Below are 22809 nucleotides of genomic sequence, written 5' to 3'. Positions count from 1 at the left end.
GAAAGATAATCCACCGCTGTGCCGATTTTAAAAAAACGACTACGTTGCTCCCCAGGCGGTGAAGTGCCTCGTCACGCGCGCGGCGGAGGGTGACCTGGTTGTGGCCACCCGCTTTTTCACGACAGGCGCGGGTAAATTCCCGGACCGATGGGTAAACCCAGCCAATACCATATCACCAGCATCAGTAGCCACACGACGAGGAATATCAGCGGATAAGGCAGAACGAGTGAATAATAGGTACCGAGTTTCGCATCCGATCGATAGCGCTGCAGGAAGCCAAGAAACAGCGGGACAAACGGCGATACCGGCGCCAGCGGCAGGACCGACGAATCCGCGATGCGGAACAGAATCTGCGCAAAGGCCGGATGAAACCCGAGCAGCATAAACATCGGCACAAAGATCGGCGCCAGAATGGACCAGATTGCCGAGCCGCTGGCGATGAACATACAGAGAAATGCCGACAGCAACGCCAGGCCAACAAAGGCCGGCACGCCGTTCATTCCCGCTTGTTCCAGTAAATCAGTCAGCCCCACGGCCATAAATTTCCCCATATTGCTCCAGTTAAACATGGCAACAAACTGGGCCAGCGGGAACACCATGACGATAAACCCGGCCATCTCTTTCATCGGTTCGATCATTAACGGCGGCAAATCCGCCTGACGACGAATTTTCCCGGTGGCAATACCGTAGGCCAGAGAGACGAAAAAAAAGAAAAAAATAATCAGCGGCACAATGCCTTTAATAAAGGGAGAGGGCATTACCGTGTGGGTGACGGGATCGCGCAGAATACCGTTTTGCGGCACGACCGTGACGGCTATCAGGGCGATAAAAACCAATGACGCGATACCGGCAACCCGCAACCCGAAGCGCTGCTCAGGCGTCAGCGCCTGGAGTTTGTCTTCGCTGCGGCCTTCCCATGTTCCCAGCCGTGGTTCAATCAACTTATCGGTGATGAGCCCGCCAACCAGGGTCAGAATGATCACCGAACTGGCCATGAAATACCAGTTATCGATGACGCTGACATGCAGCGAGCCATCCAGCGTCTTTGCCGCCTCGGTGCTGATGCCTGAGAGCAGCACATCGGTGGTGACAATCAGCAAATTAGCGGTGAATCCACAGCCGACGCCAGCGATTGCCGCCAGTAATCCCGCGACCGGGTGGCGACCGACGGCGAGAAACATCAGCGCGCCTAACGGCGGCATAATCACCAGGGCGGCGTCGGATGAGATATGGCTAAAAAAGGCGATAAACAGCACCATATAGCTGGCGTAGCGCGCGCTGACGTGCGAGGCCATTTTGACCATCAGCGCCGGCAGCAGGCCCACCCGTTCGGCAAGCCCGGCGCCGAGCACCAGCGCCAGAATCGCCCCCAGCGGCGCAAACCCGCTGAAGTTCTTGATGACGTTCGGCAGAAACCAGTGCAGCCCTTCGATGCTGAGCAGATTTTTGACTACCACGGTGGAGCCGTCGGTTGGGTTGGTAACCCCCACGCCAAAGGCAGATAGCGCGGCGGTGGCTACCGCCAGCGCCACGATCAGATAAATAAACAGCAAAAAAGGGTGCGGAACCTTATTGCCGATCTTTTCAACCCAGCTGTACAGCTTCCCGTTGGGGGAAGGCGACGGTATGGATGACATACTCATGAGCATTCCTCAGTCGTTGTTGTGTTAGTTGTGATGTTTGTTGTGTGAGTGGTTTTTTATTTTAAAGGTGACGGTGTCACGTCTTGCGGGATCGGGCAATGATATGGCCGTTCCGCCAGCTGTTGCGCCAGTTCTTGTTGACTGGCTTGTAGCAGCACGCTGTCGGTGAGCAGGCGGCAAGCCGTGGCCCCGAGCACTTTTCCGGCCAGCAGCATGCCTTTATGGGCAATAGCGGTACGGCCCTGGCTCACCAGCTGCCAGGTATGCAGCGGTGTGCCGACGGCAAAACAGGGGCTAAAACATTGGGCGACCGGCGTTTTCCAGCTGACGTCGCCCACATCGGTTGACCCTGCGAGGAGGTTATCCGTCACCGCCCAGGGCGCGACTTCATCGATCAGCACCGTTTCCCGGTGGCGACGGGCGAAGCGTTTTCCCTCTTCACCGCCGGTGGCGGCGATATTTTTCAGGCTGTTGTTGAGGTCGTTCGCGCTTAAGGTTGCACGAATTTCTTCGGCAAACGCGCGATCCTCCTCGCTCCATGACGGTGTGCCGTAGTGGCAAACGGCCTCATACATCGCCGCCTCCAGCGTGCGGTTCGGTAAATAACTGGAGCAGGCTTTCTCGAAACGACAGGCGACCGATGTTTCCGTCATCAGCGCCGCGCCCTGGGCGATTTTCTCGATGCGGGCATAGATTTGCTGCGCATCCGCCATCTCCGGCGCGCGGATTAAATAGAGCACTTCCGCCTGAGCCTGGACCACGTTGGGGGAAATGCCGCCGCTGTCGGTAATGGCATAGTGGACACGCGCTTTCTCAATAATGTGTTCATTGAGGAAGTTGCTGCCGGTGGTCATCAGCGTGACGGCATCCAGCGCGCTGCGGCCCAGATGCGGCGAGTTGGCGGCGTGGGCGGCGGTGCCGCTGAAACGCCAGGCGGCCTGAATGTTGGCCAGCGTGCTGGTGCTGAACATCCCGGCGTAGGCTTCCGGGTGCCAGGTTAGCGCGGCGTCCACATCGTCAAACAATCCTTCGCGTACCATAAATGTTTTGCCGGAACCCCCTTCTTCCCCGGGACAGCCGTAGAAACGAATCGTCCCGCAACCGCCGTGCTGCACCAGCCAGCTCTTACAGGCGATGGCGGCTGCCAGCGCCGCGGTGCCCAGCAGATTGTGGCCACAGCCGTGGCCGTTCGCTCCTGGCGTCGCGGCAGCAGGATGCGCACAGTGCGCCTGCTGACTGAGCCCGGCCAGCGCATCATATTCACCCAGCAGGGCAATCACCGGCTCTCCGCTGCCGTAGCTGGCGACAAAGGCGTTCGGGATCCCGCCGGCCTCACGGCAGACCTGAAAACCTTCGGCTTCAAGGGCGACGGCCAGCCGTTGGGCTGACCAGAACTCCTCAAAGCGCGTTTCCGGATGGTCCCAGATGGCATCGGCGATGGCGGTCAACTCCCCGGCGCGGGCGGTAATCGCCTCATCAACATAGCGGTAGAGTGTCTCCATTACACACCTCGCTGCCAGGGGAAATTGAGCGCGGCGAGGGCCAGGGTTTCCACGGCGATGGCCATCACGTTCTCATCAAAATCGAATCGTTCGTTGTGGTGGCCGGCGCTGAGTTCCGTGCCAAAAACCATATATGAGGCCAGACCATGATGTTGTTGCACCCGGGCCATCATCAGGGTGGCATCCTCGGAGCCGGCAGGGGCGGCAATACGGTCGATAGCCTGTTCCACGCCGGGAACCCCGGCCGCCTGCTCGCGCAGATAGTTTACCCATGCCGGGGACGGGGCGCTGGAGGTCGCTGCGCCCATCAGACGCACCTCGACGCGGGCACCGTACATCGCGGCCGCGCCTTGGATAACCTCCTGCGCGCGGTCATACACATAGCGGTTGATCTCTTCCGTTTCACCGCGGGTTTCCACCTTCAGTAGCGCGCCGGATGGTACAACGTTCCGTCCGGTTCCCGCCTGCATGACCCCGACGTTGACCCGCGACGCGCCAGCGCTATGCGGCGCGATGGCGTGCAGACCAATCGCCGCCTGTGCCGCGGCGAGCAGCGCATTGCGCCCGTCTTCCGGTTTACCTCCGGCGTGAGCCGCGACCCCGGTGAATACCACGTCGAATTTGGTGGTCGCCATAAAATTATCGCTGCCGCACACCACGGTGCCGGCCGGTACGCCGGTCCCAATATGGATAGCGGTAAAGTAATCGACATCATCCACCACCCCAGCGGCGACCATCGCCCGCGCGCCGCGCGTACCTTCCTCCGCAGGCTGGAAAATCAGCTTGATGACGCCGTGCAGTCGATCGGCATACTGTTTCAGAACATGGGCCAGGCCAAGGCCGATGGCCGTATGACCATCATGCCCGCAGGCGTGCATCATCCCTGGGTTACAGGAGGCAAAGTCCTCGCGAAACGGACGGTGCTGGCCGTCGCTATGTTCATGCAGATCGAGGGCATCCATATCGACGCGAAAGGCCAGCGTGGGGCCGGGACGCCCGCTATCAAGCGTGGCGACGATACCGGTGAAGCCGCCTTCAAACTCACTCAGCCACGGTTCCGGCGCGCCTTGCTCGCGGGCGCGCTGAAAAGCGTTGGCCAGGGTACTTTCATCCGGTAACCCCATCCGGCTATCGGCATCGATTACGTCGCGACCCAGCGTCAGGTCGTAGCCCAACTGATGCAACTGTTCTGCAACTTTACTGGCGGTGCGGAACTCGACCCAGCCGGACTCAGCATGATGGTGTAAATCGCGCCGCCATTGCGTCATCTCTGGCAGCAGTTGATGGATGTATTCATTGAGTAGCGGCATAACCTGTCCTGTCATATGTAAAATGTGATAAGGCTCACGATGTGATAGCTTTTGCTTATCGCTGGTGGCTTTTTCATCAGTGCATTGTTACGTTGCCACAACACTTTGCATTACAGTAGATGCCATTTTCTTCTGTTTGATAAACAATGGTTATCACTACGGCGATGTCTTTTCAGATTAAATTTCACCAAATTCGCGCCTTCGTTGAAGTGGCGCGTCAGGGCAGTATTCGCGGCGCCAGCCGGACGCTGGCGTTATCGCAGCCGGCCTTGACCAAGGCCATTAAAGAGCTGGAAGAGGGACTGTCCGCCCAGTTGTTCGTGCGCCGCAGCCAGGGGGTATCGTTAACCGAAAATGGCGAAAGTTTTTATCAGCACGCCAGTTTGATTCTTGAGGAGCTGCGGGCGGCGCAGGAGGATCTGCTGCAGCGCCAGGGGGCGTTGACCGGGCAGATCAATATTGGCCTCGGCGCCAGCGTGGCGCGCTCGCTGATGCCCTCGGTGATTTGTCGTTTTCATCAGCAGCACCCGCTGGTGAAGGTGCGGATCATGGAGGGTCAGTTGCTGTCGATGATCAACGAACTGCGGCAGGGGGAGCTCGACTTCACCATCAATACTTATTATCCCGGCCCCTACGATCATGAATTCAGCTTTGAGAAGCTGTTTGAAAAACCGTTTGCGGTCTTCGCCCGCGTCGGACATCCCGCGACCCAGGCGACCTCGATTGAGCAACTGCTGCACTACAGCTGGACCATGCCGACCCCGCGCGGCAGCTACTTTAAGCAGCTCCAGGATCTGTTTAGCCACCGTTCGCAGATCCCGCATGTCGGCATCGTGTGCGAAACCTTCTCTTCCTGCATCAGCCTGGTGGTACAGAGCGATTTCCTGAGTATTTTACCGGTTGAGCTGGGCAACGACCCGATGATTGCCGACAAGCTGGTGATGATCAAAGTGAGCGAAACGTTGCCGAAAGCGACCTATTATCTGATCCAGCGCCGCGACTCGCGGCAGACGCCGCTAACGGCCTCGCTGATTACCCAGTTTCGCCGACAAAGCCGCTATCAGTTTCCCGCCTGAGTCCGGGAGGGCAAATTGTCGCCGGTTGTCGACAAACGCATTGAGGACGCCGGGCGCGGCGGCTATAGTAGCCTCCGGTAGCAGCCGGAGGAGTGCACATGAATCTTGACGACAAATCGCTATTTCTTGGCGCCATGGGGGACGTTCAGCCTCTGAAGCGCGGCAATGACGTTCATTGGCATCCGGAACGCAACCCGCGCCCGACGCAGCGTCTCGATGTCCTGCAGCTCGATAATTTTCTCACCACCGGCTATCTCGATATTCTGCCGCTGACCACGCCGCTGGAATTTAAACGCGAAGGGCTGCAAAACGGGGTGCTGGATAAGCTGCGTCTGGGGAAATATGACCCGCAGGCCAGCCTGAATCTGTTGCGCCGTCCGGTCGAACAGTGCCGGCAAATGCTGTTTGCCTTTGTGGTACAGGCGCAGAAAGAGGGGCTGCGCAATCTGCTGATCGTGCACGGAAAAGGGCGGGAAGATAACGCACACGCCAATATCGTGCGTAGCTATCTGGCGCGCTGGCTGGTCGAACTGCCCGAGGTCCAGGCGTTCTGTGTGGCCTCGGCACAGCATGGCGGCAGCGGAGCGTGTTACGTCGCGTTGCGCAAATCCGCCGAGGCGAAACAGGAAAACTGGGAACGTCACGCCAAACGCAGCCGCTAGCGCAGCAGCAGCGTCAGCTCCCGGGCCGCTTTTTGCAGCTCGGGGAGCACTCTTTCCAGCATCTCGCGAGTGGAGACCTGTCCGGCATGCACGCCGACGTTCAGTGCGGCCTGGATCTGGCCCTGCGGGTTGAATAAAGGCACCGCCAGCGAGCGCAGCCCCATTTCCAACTCTTGATCGTTGAGCGCATAACCCTGCTGTTGGACGCGCTTCAGCTCCGCGCGCAACTTGTTCACCGAATCCACCGTTTGCGGGGTGTAGCGAATCATCGTGACCCGCGCCAGCATATCGTTGAGCTTCTCTTCCGGCAGATGGCTTAACAGCACGCGCCCCATCGAGGTCGCCCAGGCCGGCAGGCGGCTGCCGATATCCAGATCGATGGTCATAATTCGCGAACTGGAGGCGCGGGCAATGTAGAGAATATCGTCGCCATCGAGGGTGGCTATCGAGCAGGACTCGTTCAGCATTTCGCTCAGATGTTTCAGTACCGGCTGCGCCGAACGCGCCAGCGGCGTGGAGGCTAACCACGCGTGGCCGAGGGCCAGAATACGCGGGCGCAGCTGGAAATTTTTGCCATCCTCCGCATAGACGAACCCCAGTTTGCCCAGGGTGTACAGGCAGCGGCGCACCGCCGCGCGCGGAATGCCGGTCTTCTGACTGATTTGCGAGATAGACAGGAGCGGGCGTTGCGGGGTGAAGGCCTGAATCACTTCCAGCCCGCGAGCCAGCGAGGCCATAAAGTTCGGATCGCCTTTAAACGGATCGCTGTCGCCCGTCAGTAAATCGTCTGGATGCTTCTCCATTTTCTTCTCCATATTTGCCATCGATCACATTCTTTCGCTAAAGATATACGATGTTCGATTATCGCACCATATTTCGATTATCGCCCTTGACCAACATCGTTAAGCGGGTCACATTTTGTGCGAACAACGCATAAAAGTGCGATTACCGCACGTAAAGGAGCGACCTGATGATTGATAAAAGCGTGTCGACGCTAAGTGACGCCATCGCCGGGATTCACGACGGGGCGACCATCATGATCGGCGGTTTTGGTCCCGCCGGTCAGCCAACGTACCTGATTGATGCCCTGATTGAACAGGGCGCCCGCGAACTCACCATTATCAACAACAATGCGGGCAACGGCGAAGTTGGCCTGGCGGCACTGCTGAAGGCCGGACGCGTGAGAAAGATGGTCTGTTCTTTCCCGCGCCAGGTTGACTCGCAGATTTTTGACGATCTTTATCGCCGCGGCAAAGTGGAGCTGGAACTGGTCCCGCAGGGGAACCTTGCGGCGCGAATCCAGGCCGCCGGCGCCGGTCTGGGGGCGATATTTACCCCGACCGGCTACGGCACGCCGCTGGCTGAAGGCAAAGAGACCCGCGAAATCGACGGTCGCCATTATGTCCTCGAATATCCGATCAAGGCCGATTTTGCCCTGATCAAAGCGCATCAGGCGGATCGCTGGGGCAATCTGGTGTACCGCAAAGCGGCGCGCAACTTTGGCCCCATTATGGCCACCGCCGCAAAAACCACCATCGTTGAAGTCTCCCGCCTGGTGAGCCTTGGCGACCTTGACCCGGAAAACGTGATAACCCCGGGGATTTTCGTCCAGCGAGTGTTCTCGCTGGAACACCTGACCACCGCACAACGCGCCTGAGGAGCCAGCTATGCAAAAACTAACCCGCGATGAAATGGCCCAGCGAGTGGCGCGCGATATCCCGGAAGGGGCCTATGTTAACCTGGGCATTGGTTTACCTACGCGCATCGCCAACTATCTGCCGACCGACAAAGAAGTGTTTCTGCACAGCGAAAACGGCCTGCTGGGGATGGGCGGCAAGCCGCAGCCGGGTGAAGAAGATCCGGAGCTGATTAATGCCGGTAAAGAGTACGTGACCCTGCTCAAAGGCGGCTGCTTTTTCCATCACGGCGACTCCTTCGCCATGATGCGCGGCGGTCACCTCGATATTTGCGTGCTGGGGGCGTATCAGGTCTCCGCCCGTGGCGATCTCGCCAACTGGAGCACCGGCGCGCCGGACGCGATCCCGGCGGTGGGCGGGGCGATGGATCTCGCCATCGGCGCACGTCAGGTGTTTGTGATGATGGACCATCTGACCCGCGACGGCGAGTGTAAGCTGGTTGAACAGTGCAGCTACCCGCATACCGGCGTGGGCTGCGTCAGCCGGATCTACACCGACCTGGCGGTCATCGACATCACCGCGAACGGCCCGGTGGTACGGGAAATTTTCAACGGCCTCTCTTTTGAGGAACTGCAGCGCATCACTCCGGTGGCGTTGACCTTCGAACATCTGGCGGAAAGCGCATAAGGAACCTATGATGAATCAGGCATTTATATGTGATGCGGTACGTACACCGTTCGGCCGTTTTGGTGGTACGCTGGCAACAATGCGCGCCGATGATTTGGCCGCTCTGCCGCTGAAAGCGCTGCTGGAGCGGAATCCGGGGCTGGATCCAGCGCGCATTGATGACGTGATTTACGGCTGCGCAAACCAGGCCGGGGAAGATAACCGCAACGTTGCCCGCATGGCGCTGCTGCTGGCCGGACTCCCGCAAACGGTGCCGGGCAGCACCATTAACCGGCTGTGCGGCTCCAGCCTTGATGCGATCGGCGTTGCCGCGCGGGCCATCAAAAGCGGCGAAACTCAGCTGATGATCGCCGGCGGCGTGGAGAGCATGTCGCGCGCGCCGTTTGTGATGGGCAAGGCGGAGAATGCCTTCAGCCGTAACATGCAGATTGAGGATACGACGATCGGCTGGCGCTTTATCAACGCCCGGATGAAAGCATTGTACGGCGTGGATTCAATGCCGGAGACCGCCGAGAATGTCGCCGTTGATTTTGCCATTTCGCGTGCCGATCAGGACGCTTTTGCGCTGCGCAGCCAGCTGCGTACTGCCGCGGCGCAGGAGGCCGGACGGTTTGCGGATGAGCTGATAACGGTCTCTGTCGCGCAGCGTAAAGGCGACCCGCTGCTGTTTACCCGCGATGAACACCCGCGCAGCACGACTGCGGAAGCGCTGGCGAAACTCAAAGGGGTGGTGCGTCCGGACGGTTCGGTGACCGCGGGGAACGCCTCGGGGGTTAACGACGGCGCCTGTGCCTTGCTGCTGGCCGGCGAATCGGCGCTGGTGGCCAACGATCTGCAACCGCTGGCCCGGGTTGTCGGCGTGGCGACGGCGGGCGTGGCGCCGCGCATCATGGGCTTCGGTCCGGCTCCGGCGGTCCGTAAAGTGTTGGCGCAGACCGGACTGACGCTGGAGCAAATGGATGTCATTGAATTAAATGAAGCGTTTGCCGCGCAGGCGCTGGCGGTGACCCGCGATTTAGGGCTGGCCGACGATGCGCCCCACGTCAACCCCAACGGCGGCGCCATTGCGCTGGGCCATCCTCTGGGGGCGTCGGGCGGGCGTCTGGCGATGACCGCCGCGTATCAGCTGCGCCGCACCGGTGGTCGCTATGCGCTGTGTACCATGTGTATTGGCGTCGGCCAGGGTATTGCGCTGATTATTGAACGTGTTTAAGGAGCCAACATGAGTTTGTTGACCCCTATGCTGCGCAGCAGTCCGCTGACCGCCTGGTTTAGCGATGCGCAGCGGGTGCAGGGGATGCTGGATTTTGAAGCGGCGCTGGCCCGCGCACAGTCCTCCTGTGGCATCGTGCCGCAGGAGGCCGTCGCTCCCATCGTCAGCGCCTGCCAGCATTCGGCGATCGATTTTCCGGCCCTTGGGCTGGCCGCCGCCAACGCAGGCAACCTGGCGATTCCGCTGGTGAAACAGCTCACCGCCCGGGTGAAGACGCAGGATGCCGGGGCGGCACGCTATGTTCACTGGGGGGCGACCAGCCAGGACGCCATCGACAGCGGGCTGGTCCTGCAATTGCGCGGCGCGCTGGACGAAACGGAGCGGCTGCTGCAACAGTTGATCGACGGCTTCGCCATGCAGGCGGAACGTTATCAGAATACGGTAATGCCCGGTCGCACCTGGATGCAGCACGCGCTGCCGGTGACCTTTGGCCTGAAGCTGGCGGGCACGCTTGATGCGCTGCTGCGCTGGCAGCAGCGTTTGCGGGAGATGCGTCCGCGGGTGCTGGTGCTGCAGTTTGGCGGCGCGGCGGGTACCCTGGATTCGCTAAAAGCCGACGCCTCGCCGGTCGCCGCGGCGCTGGCCAGCCTGCTCGGGCTGACTCTGCCGGATACGCCGTGGCACAGCCAGCGTGACCGGCTGCTGGAGGTCGGGGCCTGGTTTGCTGGCCTGTGCGGCACGCTGGGCAAATTTGCCAATGATTTTTCCCTGCTGATGCAAACCGAAGTGGCGGAGGTCAGCGAACCGGTTGCGCAAGGGCGCGGCGGATCGTCGACCATGCCGCACAAACGCAACCCGATCGCCTGTAGCGCGATTCTCACCGCGGCCCAGCGTACGCCGGGGCTGGTGGCGACGCTTTACGCCAGCCAGATTCAGCAGCATGAGCGCGCTCTGGGCGGCTGGCAGGCCGAGTGGGAAACGCTGCCGGAGCTGATTATGCTGGTGGGCGGCGCGCTGGCGCAAAGCGATGCGCTGGTTCGCGATATGCAGGTCTTCCCGCAAAAAATGCGCGCCGATCTGGATATGACCCACGGACTGATTATGGCCGAGGCGGTGACGCTGGCGCTGGCGGCGTTTATTGGCAAAGCCGATGCCCATCACCGTATTGAGGCGCTGTGCCGTCAGGCGATCGACGAATCCCGCCCGCTGCAGGAGTTGCTGGAAAACGACCCGCTGGTCAGCCAGCACCTTGCGACCCCCCGTTTAACGCAGTTGCTGGACCCGGCCACGGCCACCGGCAGCGCCGAACGTTTTGTGCGCCAGGTCGTGGCGCGTTACAAGGAGCAACGTGATGAACCTTGATTATCAGCTGGACGGGCCGGAAGGCGCGCCGGTCATTGTGCTTTCTAACTCGCTCGGGACCACCCGCGCCATGTGGCAGCCGCAGATGGCGGCCTTAACCCCGCACTTTCGCGTGTTGCGCTATGATACCCACGGTCATGGTCAAACCCAAAAGTCGGGCAAGGTGACGCTGGCGCAGCTTGGCGAAGATGTGATTGCGCTGCTCGATCATCTCAATATCGCCAAAGCCTGGTTTTGCGGCATCTCGATGGGCGGTCTGACCGGGCTGTGGCTGGGACGCTTTGCTGCGGATCGTTTTTACGGTATCGCGGTGGCCAACACGGCGGCGCGCATTGGCGATCAGGCCAGCTGGCTTTCCCGCGCGCGGGCCGTGCGTCAGGAAGGCATGGACGTGGTGGCTGCCGGTGCGGCGGACCGCTGGTTCACGCGCGCCTTTCGCCAGAAGGCGCCGGAGGTGGTCGAGACGCTGTGCCATCAGCTGACCCATAGCAATGCCGAAGGGTATGCCGAGTGCTGTGAAGCGCTGGCGGCAGCCGATTTGCGCAGCGAAGTCGGACAGATTAGCGTGCCGACGTTGATTATCGCCGGTGAAAGTGACCCTGTCACTACCGTGGCCGATGCTCACTTCCTGCATCAGCAGATCCCTTCCTCGCAGGTGGTGGTGCTTTCGGCGTCACATCTGTCCAGCATTGAGTCGCCGGGGGCTTTTAGCGCGGCGCTGTCGGGATTTTTGCAGGAGAACGCGAGTGGACGATAAAACGCGTTACCAGCAGGGTATGAGCGTTCGACGCAAAGTCCTCGGCGATACCCACGTCGACCGCACGCTGCGCAATCTGACGCCGCTCAATGACGAGTTTCAGGATTTCATCACCCGCTATGCGTGGGGAGAAACCTGGACCCGACCGGGGCTCGATCACCATACCCGCAGCATGATAACCATCGCCATGCTGATTGCGCTCAATCGCGAAGCGGAGCTGAAAATGCATCTGCGCGCGGCGTTCAATAATGGCGTGACCCGCGATGAGCTGAAAGAGTTGATTATGCACTCCGCACTGTACTGCGGGCTGCCTGCTGCCAATGCCACCATGCACCTCGCGCAGCAGGTGTTTGATGAGCTGGACGGGAAACCGTCCTGACGCGGTTCTGCTGGTCGGTTTTTGCCGGCCGGCATCGTCTTATCCCTCTGTTATCTGCGCGTGTGTCGCCGCGTACCGCTCCGTTTCGCCACCGTCACGGTTCCCTTCGACTGCCCGATCCTGCGGCGTCACGCTGCGCTGAGTCGGGGACCTGGCGCTGACAAAATGTGCGATCTTCTTGACACTGCGTTGACAAATATTTGCCTGGTCAGTAGTTTCAATTGTAATTACTGACCAGGCAAATATCATGAATAACCCTCCGGGTATTATTAACAATAAATTTCACTTAGGTTTGTTGATCCATCTGGCTAACCAGTTCAAGGACCAGCTGATTAGCCAGCATTTCTCCGGGATGGACATTACCGCCGCGCAGTTCAAGGTGCTGATCAGTATCTATAAAGGCTTTAACCGCCCGGTCGAGATCAGTAAAAACCTGGTCATGGACGCCGGCGCCATGAGTCGGATGGTGGATCGCATGGTCAAGCGCGAGCTGATCAGCCGCGCGCCGAATCCACAGGATAAACGCCAGGTGATTCTGGCCTTGACCGACAAAGGGCTGCTGATTTGCGAACGCTTTGTCAATGAAGCGCTGGTGTCGATCATCAGCGAACTCACCGCCAGACTCACTCCCGATGAATCCCGACAGCTGGTTTATCTGATGACAAAAATGCTGCCGGACGAGATCGTCGCCCCTCATCGCTAACGCATTCAAAAAGGTCCTGACAAGATGGAAACCACTGCGGTACAACAGGCAGAGCGCGGCAGCAAGCGCAAACGAAACTTTATTATCTTATTGATTATCCTGCTTCTTGCCGCCGGTGGCGGGGTGGCGTGGTATTTGCTGTACGCCCGCTACTATGAAACGACCGATGATGCCTATGTCAATGGCAACCAGGTGACGCTCACCCCGCAGATTGGCGGTACGGTCACGCAGGTGACGGTGGATGAGGGCGACTTTGTGCAGAAGGGGCAGCCGCTGGTGCTGCTCGACCCCAGCGATACCGAAATTGCGCTGCAGCAGGCGGAAGCCAGTCTGGCGAATACCGTTCGCCAGGTTCGCGGGCTGTACAGCACCGCGGATAACTACCGCGCGCAGGTCGCGGCGAAAAAAGTGGCCTTGCAAACGGCGCAAAACGACTATGCGCGGCGGCAGAAAATCTTCCAGAGCGGGGCGATCGCCGCGGAAGACCTCGCGCACTATCGCGATGCGGTGACCAGCGCGCAAAGCGATCTTCTGGCCGCGCAGGAGGCGTTGCGCACCAATATCGCCATGGTGGATGACACCGTTATCGACAGCCACCCGGAAATTAAAAGCGCCGTCGCCACGCTGCGTCAGCGCTATCTCGACAACTCCCGCAGCACTATCGTGGCCCCGGTCAGCGGCTATGTGGCGAAGCGGGCGGTGCAGCTTGGCATGCGCGTTGATTCCGGCACGACGCTGATGGCTATCGTGCCGCTGAACGAAGTCTGGGTGGATGCCAACTTCAAAGAGAGCCAGATGAGGGCGATGCGCCTCGGACAAAAAGTGACGCTCAGCGCGGATCTGTACGGCGATAATGTCGAGTATCACGGCACCATTGAAAGCCTGGGTATTGGCACCGGTAGCGCCTTCTCGCTGCTGCCGGCACAGAACGCCAGCGGCAACTGGATCAAAATTGTCCAGCGTCTGCCGGTGCGTATCGTGCTCGATCCGCATGATATGCAGAAGAACCCGCTGCGCGTTGGCCTGTCGATGAACGTCAGCGTCGATATTCGCCACGCCGACGGGCACCTGCTGCCGCAGCAAACCGTGAGCAGCCCGCGTTTCACCACCGATGTGTATCAAAACCCGCTGGCAGAGGCGGACAAACTGGTGGCTAAAATCCTTCATGACAACAGCAAAACGGTAGCCGCCGGCGCCCGTTAAGAGAGACGCTATGCACGATAAGGCTGCCTTTACACCGCCCAATATGTGGCTGGCGGTGCTCGCGCTGTCTCTGGCTACGTTTATGCAGGTGCTGGATACCACTATCGCCAACGTGGCGTTGCCGACGATTGCCGGCAACCTCGGGGTCAGCGCCGATCAGGGAACGTGGGTAATCACCTCCTTTGCGGTGTGTAACGCCATCGCGCTGCCGCTGACCGGGTGGTTTACGCGCCGTTTCGGGCAGTTAAAGCTGTTTATCGGCTCGGTGATGATGTTTACGCTGACCTCATTCCTGTGCGGTTTCGCCCACAGTATGAGCGAGCTGATTATCTTCCGCGCGCTGCAGGGCTTTTTCGCCGGGCCGATGTTCCCGATGTGCCAGACGCTGCTGCTGGTTATCTTTCCCGCCAGCAAACGCAGTATGGCGCTGGCGCTCCTGTCGATGGTGACCGTGGTGGCGCCGATTGTCGGGCCGATTACCGGCGGCTGGATAACGGACAACTACTCCTGGCCATGGATCTTCTACATCAACGTGCCGATCGGCATCTTCGCCACTCTCGTGGTCTGGACGCAGATGCGCGAACGGCAAGAGACCACCACCCACGCCCCCATTGATTACATCGGGATTGCGCTGCTGGTGCTCGGGGTCGGGTTGCTGCAGGTGGTGCTGGATAAAGGCAACGATCTTGACTGGTTTGCCTCCTCGCAGCTTATTGTGATGTCGACGATTTCTGCTATCTCGCTGGTGTCTTTCGTTATCTGGGAGCTGGGCGAGCGGCACCCGATTGTTAACCTGCGCTTGTTCAAAGATCGCAATTTTGCGATTGGGACGCTCTCGCTGACCCTGGGCTACGCGGCTTTTTTCGCTATCAATATTATTCTGCCGCAGTGGCTGCAAACGCAGATGGGCTACACGGCAATTTGGGCCGGGCTGGCCGCCGCGCCGATGGGGATCCTGCCGCTGATAATGACGCCGGTTATTGGCCGCTACGCCAATAATTTCGATTTGCGGATTCTGGCTTCGCTCTCATTTTTGACGATGGGGGCCTCCTGCCTTATCCGCGCGCAGTTCAACACCAACGTCGATTTTCGCACCATCGCCGAAGTGCAGCTGTTTATGGGGATCGGCGTGGCGTTTTTCTTTATGCCCATCACCACGATTGTGCTGTCAAACCTGAACGGCGCGGAAGTGGCGGAAGGTTCCGGGCTGGCGACCTTTTTCCGCGTGCTAGGCGGCTCGTTTGCGTCGTCGCTCACTACCTGGGTCTGGTCGCGGCGGGAAGTTTTCCACCATGCCAACCTGACGGAAAGCGTCTCCGCCTACAATCCCGCGGCGATGGACTATATCGCCAGGATGGGCGGCGCGACGCAGCAGCATATGGCGCTGATTGATAAGAGTATCGAGCAGCAGGCTTATATGATGTCGACCATCGATTATTTCTGGGTGCTGGGCTGGGGCTTTATGGCGCTGATCGTGGTTATCTGGTTTGCCCGTCCGCCGTTCAGTCGAGCCGGAGTGCCGGGCGCCCCCTCGGCCGGTCACTAGCCAAAACGGGCCTGTCAATTCGCTGGTGTTCCGCTCACCGGACGTGAGGCAGAACATGCGGTCTCGGCGCCAGGTGACCGGGTTAAGGGGAAGATAACCGTCTTCCCCTTAACAATCCCCGCGGTCCCGCAAGGAAATCGGTGCTGCGCACTGCGCTCACCTCCCGGCCTGCAGCCTGCGGTCGGCTCAACTCGACCTACTCGCCCCCTTTCAGGGGCTCGCTCCTGTCTCGATTCGCCTCTTGCCGCCATCCCTGGCGGCCAGCCCTTGTCTTTCGGCCTTCGGTTCGCCGATTTCAGCGGGGAGCCAGGGCCCCGCTGCAAGTCTTTCCTCCACGGAACGTCGATCGCTGCTGTTGCGTCAGGTGGGAGCGTAGCGACGGATAAGACAAAAATGCCTGTCAGTCGCTGAACTGACAGGCATGATGCTGCGCCCGGTTTTAGCCGGCAACACTACCGCTGGGCACAGCCGTTACACTGCTTGTTCTGAATCTGCTGGAAGAAGTCGTTACCTTTGTCATCCACCAGAATGAACGCCGGGAAATTTTCCACTTCGATTTTCCAGATAGCTTCCATCCCCAGTTCCGGATATGCCACGCACTCCAGGCTCTTAATACTCTGCTGGGCCAGCACCGCCGCCGGGCCGCCGATGCTGCCGAGATAGAATCCGCCGTGTTTATGACAGGCGTCGGTCACCTGCTGGCTGCGGTTGCCTTTCGCCAGCATCACCATGCTGGCGCCGTGGGACTGCAGCAGATCGACATAGGAGTCCATGCGGCCGGCGGTTGTCGGGCCGAGTGAGCCTGAGGCGTAACCTTCCGGCGTTTTCGCCGGACCGGCGTAGTAGATCGGGTGATCTTTCACGTACTGCGGCAGCGTTTCGCCGTTATCCAGCAGCTCTTTCAGCTTCGCGTGGGCGATATCGCGCGCCACGATGATGGTGCCGTTCAGCGTCAGACGGGTGGAGACCGGGTGGACGGATAGCTGCGCCAGAATCTCGCTCATCGGCTGATTGAGGTTAATGCTGACCACTTTGCCTTCACCTTGCTCGCGCAGCGCTTCCGGGATGTACTGGCCCGGGTTGCTCTCCAGCTTTTCAATCCAGATACCGTGGCGGTTGATTTTGGCTTTGATATTGCGGTCAGCGGAGCAGGAGACGCCCATGCCGACCGGGCAGGAGGCCCCGTGGCGCGGCAGGCGAATCACGCGGATGTCGTGGGCAAAGTATTTGCCGCCGAACTGCGCGCCGAGGCCGAGCTCTTGCGCTGCCAGCAGCAGCTCCTGCTCCAGCTGAATATCGCGGAACGCCTGGCCGTGCTCGTTACCTGCGGTGGGCAGACCATCGTAGTAGCGCGTGGAGGCCAGCTTGACGGTTTTCAGCGTCGCTTCCGCTGAGGTGCCGCCGATCACGAAGGCGATATGGTACGGCGGACAGGCCGCGGTGCCGAGGGTGCGCATCTTCTCAACCAGGTAATTTTTCAGCTTCGCCGGGGTAATCAGCGCTTTGGTTTCCTGATACAGATAAGTTTTGTTGGCCGAACCGCCGCCTTTCGCCATGCACAGGAATTTATACTCGTCGCCGTCAACGCTGTAGAGATCGATCTGCGCCGGCAGGTTGGTCCCGGTGTTGACCTCTTTGTACATATCCAGGGCCGCGTTCTGCGAGTAGCGCAGGTTATCTTCGGTATAGGTGTTGTAAACGCCGCGAGCCAGCGCCGCTTCATCGCCGCCGCCGGTCCACACGCGCTGACCTTTTTTACCCATGATGATCGCGGTACCGGTATCCTGGCAGGTCGGCAGCACGCCTTTCGCGGCGATTTCCGAATTGCGCAGGAACTGCAGAGCGACGTATTTGTCGTTTTCGCTGGCCTGCGGGTCGAGCAGGATTGCGGCGACCTGTTTCTGATGGGAAACGCGCAGCATAAAGGCCGCATCGTGGAACGCCTGTTGGGCCAGCAGGGTCAGTCCTTCAGGTTCAACCTTCAGGATCTCCTGGCCTTCAAATTCGGCCACGGAAACATGTTCTTTGCTCAGCAGATAGTATTCAGTCTCATCTTTCGCCAGCGGAAAGGCTTCCTGATAAACAAACGGTTTAGTCGACATAGCTTAAGCTCCCTAAGAGTAAAACCGCCGGAGGAGAGCCTCCGACGGTTATGAATCAGAACATCATGGACATCCACGGATAGCCAATCAGCAGCAGGGCGGCCAGGAAGATGGCGCCGAAGATGGTGCCGAGGCGCCAGTAGTCTTTGGTCGGCAGGTAACCGCTGCCGTAGTAAATCGGGCTTGGACCGGTACCGTACGGGGTGATGATGCCCATCACGCCGAGCGAGGTGACCATCAGCAGGACGAAGACCTGCATATTCATCCCCGGAATGGTGGAGGCGATAGTCAGCATCGCTGGCAGCAGCGCGGTGGTGTGCGCGGTGGTGCTGGCAAACAGGTAGTGCAGCAGGTAGAACGCCAGCAGCAGCACGATAGTGGCGACGCCCGGGGAGATGCCGCTCATCAGCGCGCCGCCTTCTTTGCCCAGCCAGGCAATAAAGCCGGTCGAGGAGAGGCCGTCGGCCAGCGCCACCAGGGTGGCGAACCAGACAAAGGTGTTCCATGCCGCTTTATTGTTGGTGATATCGCTCCACGACAGTACGCCGGTCCACAGCATCAGCACAATCACCAGCAGGGCGGCCAGCGCCGGTTCAATCCATTCGGCGGCGAAAATCCACATGGCCAGAGCGAAGCAGACGAACACCAGCAGAAGGATCTCATTGCGTGACAGTTTGCCCAGTTTTTCCAGCTCGCGAGCGGCCCACAGCGGCACCTCGTTGTTGACTTTCACTTCCGGCGGATAGAACCAGTAAGCCAGCAGCGGCATCGCCAGAATCAGCAGAATACCCAGCGGCAGGAAGGCGATAAACCAGGTGCCCCACGAGATATTGATGCCGACGATGCTTTTGACCAGCGCAAGGGCCAGCAGGTTTGGCGCCAGCGCCGAGAGGAACATCGAACTGGTGATACAGGCGGCGGTAATGGCCACCCACATCAGGTAGGAGCCGATGCGACGCGCGCTAGGATCGTTCGGTTTAGAACCGTACAGCGGCGGCAGGTTGGCGATAATCGGGTAGATTGTCCCGCCGCTACGCGCGGTGTTGGACGGGGTAAACGGTGCCAGCAGCAGGTCAGCAAAGGTAATGGCATAACCCAGCGTCAGGCTGCGGCGGCCGAGATATTTCACCAGGATCAGCGCCAGACGGCGCCCAAACTGGGTTTTATCGTAGCCTGCGGCGAACATGAAGGCGCCGAAAATCAACCAGACGGTGGAGTTACCAAAGCCGCTGACCGCCCATTTAAACGAGGCGCCGGCCAGTTTGAATTTGGGGTCGGCCAACTGCGCCGGATTGAACAGCAGCCACTGGCTGCACAGAGCGATGACCACCACCCCGGTAATGCCGATCACGGCGCCCGGCAGAGGTTCAAAAATCAGCCCGACAATGACGCCAACGAAGATAGCAAAGTAGTGCCAGGCATAAGGCGGTAACCCGTCAGGCACCGGCACGAAGAGCAAAAGAACTGCAACAATAATGGGCAGCGCCATCATCAGCAGGCGGTTCCTGTTTGCCGCCTTGGGACTGGCGGTACCGGCAGGCGGTATGGTTGTCTGTTTCTCTTTCATAATGAGTATCTGCGAGTAGTTGAAAATACGGTTTCGTCACGCCATAACCGTTGATTTTTTTAATTTCAAAACTTTCTTTACTTATTAATCTTCGATTTTACTGGTTTTTGTGACGGTTATTTAACGCGTTTTTATGGGCGTTAAGTTTAATTTGTTGGTTATTTATATATTGCGCTTTGTCGCTTTATTGCAATTGATCAAGATCAATAAACTCCATGTGCAGAGACGTTTTTTATTTTGCAAATAACCCTGCCGGGTGAGGTGTTTATTTGTTTAAAATATCACTAAATGTTAATTTTTAATCGAGCTATTTGTGTTTTTTAACGGCATATTTATTATATCTTATTGATATTGTTGCATTTTGTGTTGTAATTAATATGTTTTGTTATTTAACAAAGGTGGCGGATATGTTATCGATGTTTTGCTTTGTGTGAATATTGTATTTTTAATTAATAATACAATGGAGGTATTGATGTTATTGGTGGTATTAAATAGTTTTTTAACTAACGTAATTACTTTGGTAACTAAAAATAGCGTTATATTATGAGCATGACAACAGGAATTAAGAAACATAATCAAAAACAATTCTGTCACCCAATTCTGAATTTTTAATATTTAAGATCTGGAGTGTTAATATGACCAGTAACCCACGTATATTGCGTCCTTTTACCTTACCGAATGGTACTGAGTTAAAAAACCGTTTGTTAATGGCGCCGATGACCACCTGCACCGGCTATTTTGACGGCAGCGTCACCAGCGAACTGGTGGAATACTATCGCGCTCGCGCCGGCAGCATTGGTACGATTATCGTTGAGTGCTGCTTTATCGATGACTACGGTCTGGCTTTCCCGGGCGCTATCGGCATTGACAAAGACGAGAAAATTGCCGGTCTGGCTAAAATCGCCAACGCCATCAAAGCCGAAGGGTCAAAGGCCATTCTGCAGATCTATCACGGCGGGCGTATGGTCGACCCGCAGCTGATCGGCGGCCGTCAGCCGGTGGCGCCGAGCGCGCTGGCCGCCCCGCGTGAAGGCGCCGCGATGCCGCGTGAGCTGAGCGCTGAAGAAGTTGAGGGGATGATCGGCAAATTTGGCGACGGCGTGCGTCGCGCCATTCTGGCCGGTTTTGATGGCGTGGAAATCCACGGCGCGAACACCTATCTCATCCAGCAGTTCTATTCCCCGAACTCCAACCAGCGCGATGACCAGTGGGGCGGCAGCCGCGACAACCGCGCGCGTTTCCCGCTGGCGGTGCTCGACATTACCCACAAAATGGCCAGTCAGTACGCCGATGATGCCTTTATTATCGGCTATCGCTTCTCGCCGGAAGAGCTGGAGGAGCCGGGTATCCGTTTTGACGACACCCTGTACCTGCTGGAAAAACTGGCGGCGCGCGGTCTCGACTATCTGCACTTCTCCGTCGGCGCGTCTCTGCGTCCGTCAATTGTCGATACCTGCGATCCGACGCCGCTGATTGAAAAATATTGTGCGCTGCGCTCCGAGACCCTGGCTCAAATCCCGGTGATGGGCGTTGGCGGCGTGGTCAACGCCGCGGATGCGGAGCAGGGGCTGGATCATGGTTACGATCTGATGGCCGTCGGCCGCGCCTGTATCGCTTATCCTGACTGGGCGGCGCGGATTGCTGCCGGAGAAAATCTCGAGCTGTTTATCGACAGCACCCAGCGCGAGGCGCTGAATATTCCGGAGCCGCTGTGGCGCTTCTCATTAGTTGAAGCCATGATCCGCGACATGAGCATGGGCGATGCGAAGTTTAAACCCGGCCTGTTTGTGGAAACCGTCCAGGATGATGCCAACGAACTGGTTATCAACGTCAGTCTGGAAAATGACCGCATCGCCGATATCGAACTGGCTGCTGGTCCGCGGCAGAACGTCGAGTTCACCACCAGCTTCGAAGAGATCCGCGAACGTATTTTGACCGCCAATACGCCGCACGTGGATGCGATTTCTGGCGCGACCAGCCAGAGTGAAGCGGTGAAAAAAGCGGTATCGAAAGCGCTGCTGAAATCCAGTAAAGCGCTGGCGCTGGAAGAGGGCGGCGCGGAGCTGACGGCGAAAAGTTATGACGTGGTGGTGGTCGGGAGCGGCGGCGCCGGCCTGGCGGCGGCCATTCAGGCGCACGATGAAGGCGCAAGCGTCCTGATCGTTGAGAAAATGCCCACCATCGGCGGTAATACGATTAAAGCCTCTGCCGGGATGAACGCGGCGCAAACGCGCTTCCAGCGGGTGAAAGGTATTGAGGACAGCAAAGAGTTGTTCTATCAGGAAACCTTAAAAGGCGGGCACAACAAAAACAATCCGCAGCTGCTGCGTCGGTTTGTGGAAAATGCGCCGGAGGCCATCGAATGGCTGGCGCATCGCGGGATCATGCTCAATGACATCACCACCACCGGCGGGATGAGTATCGACCGGACTCACCGTCCGCGTGACGGATCTGCGGTTGGTGGCTATCTGATCAGTGGTCTGGTGCGCAATATCACTCGCCGCGGCATCGATGTGATGCTCGATACGTCGGTAGAAGAGATCCTGATGGCTCACGGCGAAGTGAGCGGGGTACGTCTGCTGAATGATGAGCAGGAAAGCATCGAGGTACAGACCAAAAGTATCGTCATGGCGACCGGCGGTTTCAGCGCTAATAGCGCGATGGTGGTGAAATATCGTCCGGATCTGGCGGGTTTTGTCACCACCAACCATAAAGGGGCCACCGGCGGCGGCATTGCGCTGCTGGAGCGGATTGGCGCTGGCACCGTGGATATGGGCGAAATTCAAATTCACCCGACCGTTGAGCAGAACACCTCGTACCTGATTTCCGAATCGATTCGCGGCGGCGGCGCTATCCTGGTCAATCAACAGGGCAACCGCTTCTTCAACGAAATGGCGACCCGCGATAGAGTGTCTGCGGCGATTATCGCGCTGCCGGAGCATTATGCTTACATCGTCTTTGATGAACATGTGCGGGCGAAAAATAAAGCGGCTGACGAATATATCGCCAAAGGTCTGGTGACCAGCGCCAGCTCGCCGCGCGAACTGGCGGAGAAACTGGGGATGGATTACCATGCCTTCCTCGCCACGCTGGAACGCTACAATGGCTGTGTTGAAAATCAGCGCGATGAAGAGTTCGGTCGTACCACCGCCCTGCGCGCGCCGGTCAACGAAGGGCCGTTCCATGCGATCCGCATCGCGCCGGGGGTTCACCACACCATGGGCGGCGTGACCATTAATACTGACACCGCGGTCCTGGATACTCATCATCAGCCGATTGTCGGCGCTTATGCCGCGGGTGAGGTGGTCGGGGGGATCCACGGCGGCAACCGTATCGGCGGCAATGCCGTGGCGGATATTATTATCTTTGGCACCCTGGCGGGCCACCAGGCGGCAAAACGCGCCAGAGGCTAACGCTCAGTGATAACAGGCCGGGTTCGCCCGGCCGATTCCCGGCGGCG

18 protein-coding genes are annotated in these 22809 nt (G+C 58.7%); 12 read left to right on the top strand and 6 right to left on the bottom strand.

Annotation, left to right across the window (positions count from 1 at the left end):
* Positions 1 to 116: 116 nt before the first annotated feature.
* The 3 genes from abgT to CWM52_RS16415 are packed head-to-tail and all read right to left on the bottom strand — an operon-like array spanning position 117 to position 4455.
* The gene (gene abgT / locus CWM52_RS16425) at positions 117 to 1643 is read right to left on the bottom strand and encodes a p-aminobenzoyl-glutamate transporter (RefSeq protein ID WP_100685071.1); all 1527 of its coding nucleotides are present in this window, start codon (positions 1641 to 1643) and stop codon (positions 117 to 119) included.
* A 56-nt stretch (positions 1644 to 1699) separates the two neighbouring features.
* The gene (locus CWM52_RS16420) at positions 1700 to 3145 is read right to left on the bottom strand and encodes a M20 family metallopeptidase (RefSeq protein WP_100685070.1); all 1446 of its coding nucleotides are present in this window, start codon (positions 3143 to 3145) and stop codon (positions 1700 to 1702) included.
* Positions 3145 to 4455, bottom strand: coding sequence for a M20 family metallo-hydrolase (locus tag CWM52_RS16415; protein WP_100685069.1), 1311 nt, complete (start codon positions 4453 to 4455; stop codon positions 3145 to 3147). The genes CWM52_RS16420 and CWM52_RS16415 overlap by 1 nt, the downstream gene beginning before the upstream one ends.
* Before the next feature lie 164 nt (positions 4456 to 4619).
* Here CWM52_RS16415 and CWM52_RS16410 point away from each other — a divergent pair, with 164 nt between their 5' ends.
* Positions 4620 to 5531, top strand: coding sequence for a LysR family transcriptional regulator (locus CWM52_RS16410; RefSeq protein ID WP_100685068.1), 912 nt, complete (start codon positions 4620 to 4622; stop codon positions 5529 to 5531).
* A gap of 98 nt (positions 5532 to 5629) precedes the next feature.
* Positions 5630 to 6193, top strand: a complete 564-nt coding sequence (smrA, locus tag CWM52_RS16405; protein WP_100685067.1) for a DNA endonuclease SmrA — start codon at positions 5630 to 5632, stop codon at positions 6191 to 6193.
* Here smrA and CWM52_RS16400 read toward each other — a convergent pair.
* Positions 6190 to 6996 (bottom strand): IclR family transcriptional regulator domain-containing protein, encoded by an 807-nt coding sequence (locus tag CWM52_RS16400; RefSeq protein WP_100685066.1) that lies wholly within the window; start codon positions 6994 to 6996, stop codon positions 6190 to 6192. The genes smrA and CWM52_RS16400 overlap by 4 nt on opposite strands.
* A gap of 167 nt (positions 6997 to 7163) precedes the next feature.
* Between CWM52_RS16400 and CWM52_RS16395 the strand changes: the two genes are divergently transcribed.
* The 9 genes from CWM52_RS16395 (at position 7164) to CWM52_RS16350 (ending at position 15680) form a co-directional block, all read left to right on the top strand.
* The gene (locus CWM52_RS16395; RefSeq protein ID WP_100685065.1) at positions 7164 to 7850 is read left to right on the top strand and encodes a 3-oxoacid CoA-transferase subunit A; all 687 of its coding nucleotides are present in this window, start codon (positions 7164 to 7166) and stop codon (positions 7848 to 7850) included.
* A 10-nt stretch (positions 7851 to 7860) separates the two neighbouring features.
* Complete coding sequence (locus CWM52_RS16390; protein ID WP_100685064.1) at positions 7861 to 8517, top strand: 3-oxoacid CoA-transferase subunit B; 657 nt, start codon at positions 7861 to 7863, stop codon at positions 8515 to 8517.
* Between the two features lie 10 nt (positions 8518 to 8527).
* Positions 8528 to 9730, top strand: coding sequence for a 3-oxoadipyl-CoA thiolase (gene pcaF, locus CWM52_RS16385; protein ID WP_100685063.1), 1203 nt, complete (start codon positions 8528 to 8530; stop codon positions 9728 to 9730).
* 9 nt (positions 9731 to 9739) lie between these two features.
* On the top strand, positions 9740 to 11092 hold the full coding sequence (locus CWM52_RS16380; RefSeq protein ID WP_100685062.1) for a 3-carboxy-cis,cis-muconate cycloisomerase: 1353 nt from the start codon (positions 9740 to 9742) through the stop codon (positions 11090 to 11092).
* A complete protein-coding gene (gene pcaD / locus CWM52_RS16375) occupies positions 11082 to 11849 on the top strand; it encodes a 3-oxoadipate enol-lactonase (RefSeq protein ID WP_100685061.1) in 768 nt (255 codons plus the stop codon). Before CWM52_RS16380 ends, pcaD begins: the two co-directional genes overlap by 11 nt.
* Complete coding sequence (gene pcaC, locus CWM52_RS16370; RefSeq protein ID WP_100685060.1) at positions 11839 to 12228, top strand: 4-carboxymuconolactone decarboxylase; 390 nt, start codon at positions 11839 to 11841, stop codon at positions 12226 to 12228. Before pcaD ends, pcaC begins: the two co-directional genes overlap by 11 nt.
* Before the next feature lie 247 nt (positions 12229 to 12475).
* Positions 12476 to 12931, top strand: a complete 456-nt coding sequence (locus tag CWM52_RS16360) for a MarR family transcriptional regulator (RefSeq protein WP_100685058.1) — start codon at positions 12476 to 12478, stop codon at positions 12929 to 12931.
* A gap of 24 nt (positions 12932 to 12955) precedes the next feature.
* Positions 12956 to 14134: an efflux RND transporter periplasmic adaptor subunit gene (locus CWM52_RS16355; protein WP_100685057.1), complete on the top strand. Its 1179-nt coding sequence runs from the start codon at positions 12956 to 12958 to the stop codon at positions 14132 to 14134.
* Positions 14135 to 14144: 10 nt separating this feature from the next.
* Positions 14145 to 15680, top strand: coding sequence for a DHA2 family efflux MFS transporter permease subunit (locus CWM52_RS16350; RefSeq protein WP_100685056.1), 1536 nt, complete (start codon positions 14145 to 14147; stop codon positions 15678 to 15680).
* Positions 15681 to 16132: 452 nt separating this feature from the next.
* On the opposite strand, the gene fumA is transcribed toward CWM52_RS16350, so the two are convergent.
* Together fumA and CWM52_RS16340 are read right to left on the bottom strand one after the other, a co-directional pair.
* The gene (gene fumA / locus CWM52_RS16345; RefSeq protein WP_100685055.1) at positions 16133 to 17782 is read right to left on the bottom strand and encodes a class I fumarate hydratase FumA; all 1650 of its coding nucleotides are present in this window, start codon (positions 17780 to 17782) and stop codon (positions 16133 to 16135) included.
* A 55-nt stretch (positions 17783 to 17837) separates the two neighbouring features.
* Positions 17838 to 19349, bottom strand: a complete 1512-nt coding sequence (locus CWM52_RS16340; protein ID WP_100685054.1) for an anion permease — start codon at positions 19347 to 19349, stop codon at positions 17838 to 17840.
* A gap of 635 nt (positions 19350 to 19984) precedes the next feature.
* Here CWM52_RS16340 and CWM52_RS16330 point away from each other — a divergent pair.
* Positions 19985 to 22762: a flavocytochrome c gene (locus CWM52_RS16330; RefSeq protein WP_100685052.1), complete on the top strand. Its 2778-nt coding sequence runs from the start codon at positions 19985 to 19987 to the stop codon at positions 22760 to 22762.
* Positions 22763 to 22809 lie beyond the last annotated feature (47 nt).

The organism is Raoultella sp. T31, assembly GCF_002806725.1.
Lineage (GTDB): Bacteria > Pseudomonadota > Gammaproteobacteria > Enterobacterales > Enterobacteriaceae > Klebsiella > Klebsiella electrica.
The sequence above is the reverse complement of the archived record's forward strand: the minus strand, read 5'-3'. Positions and strand labels throughout refer to the sequence as shown.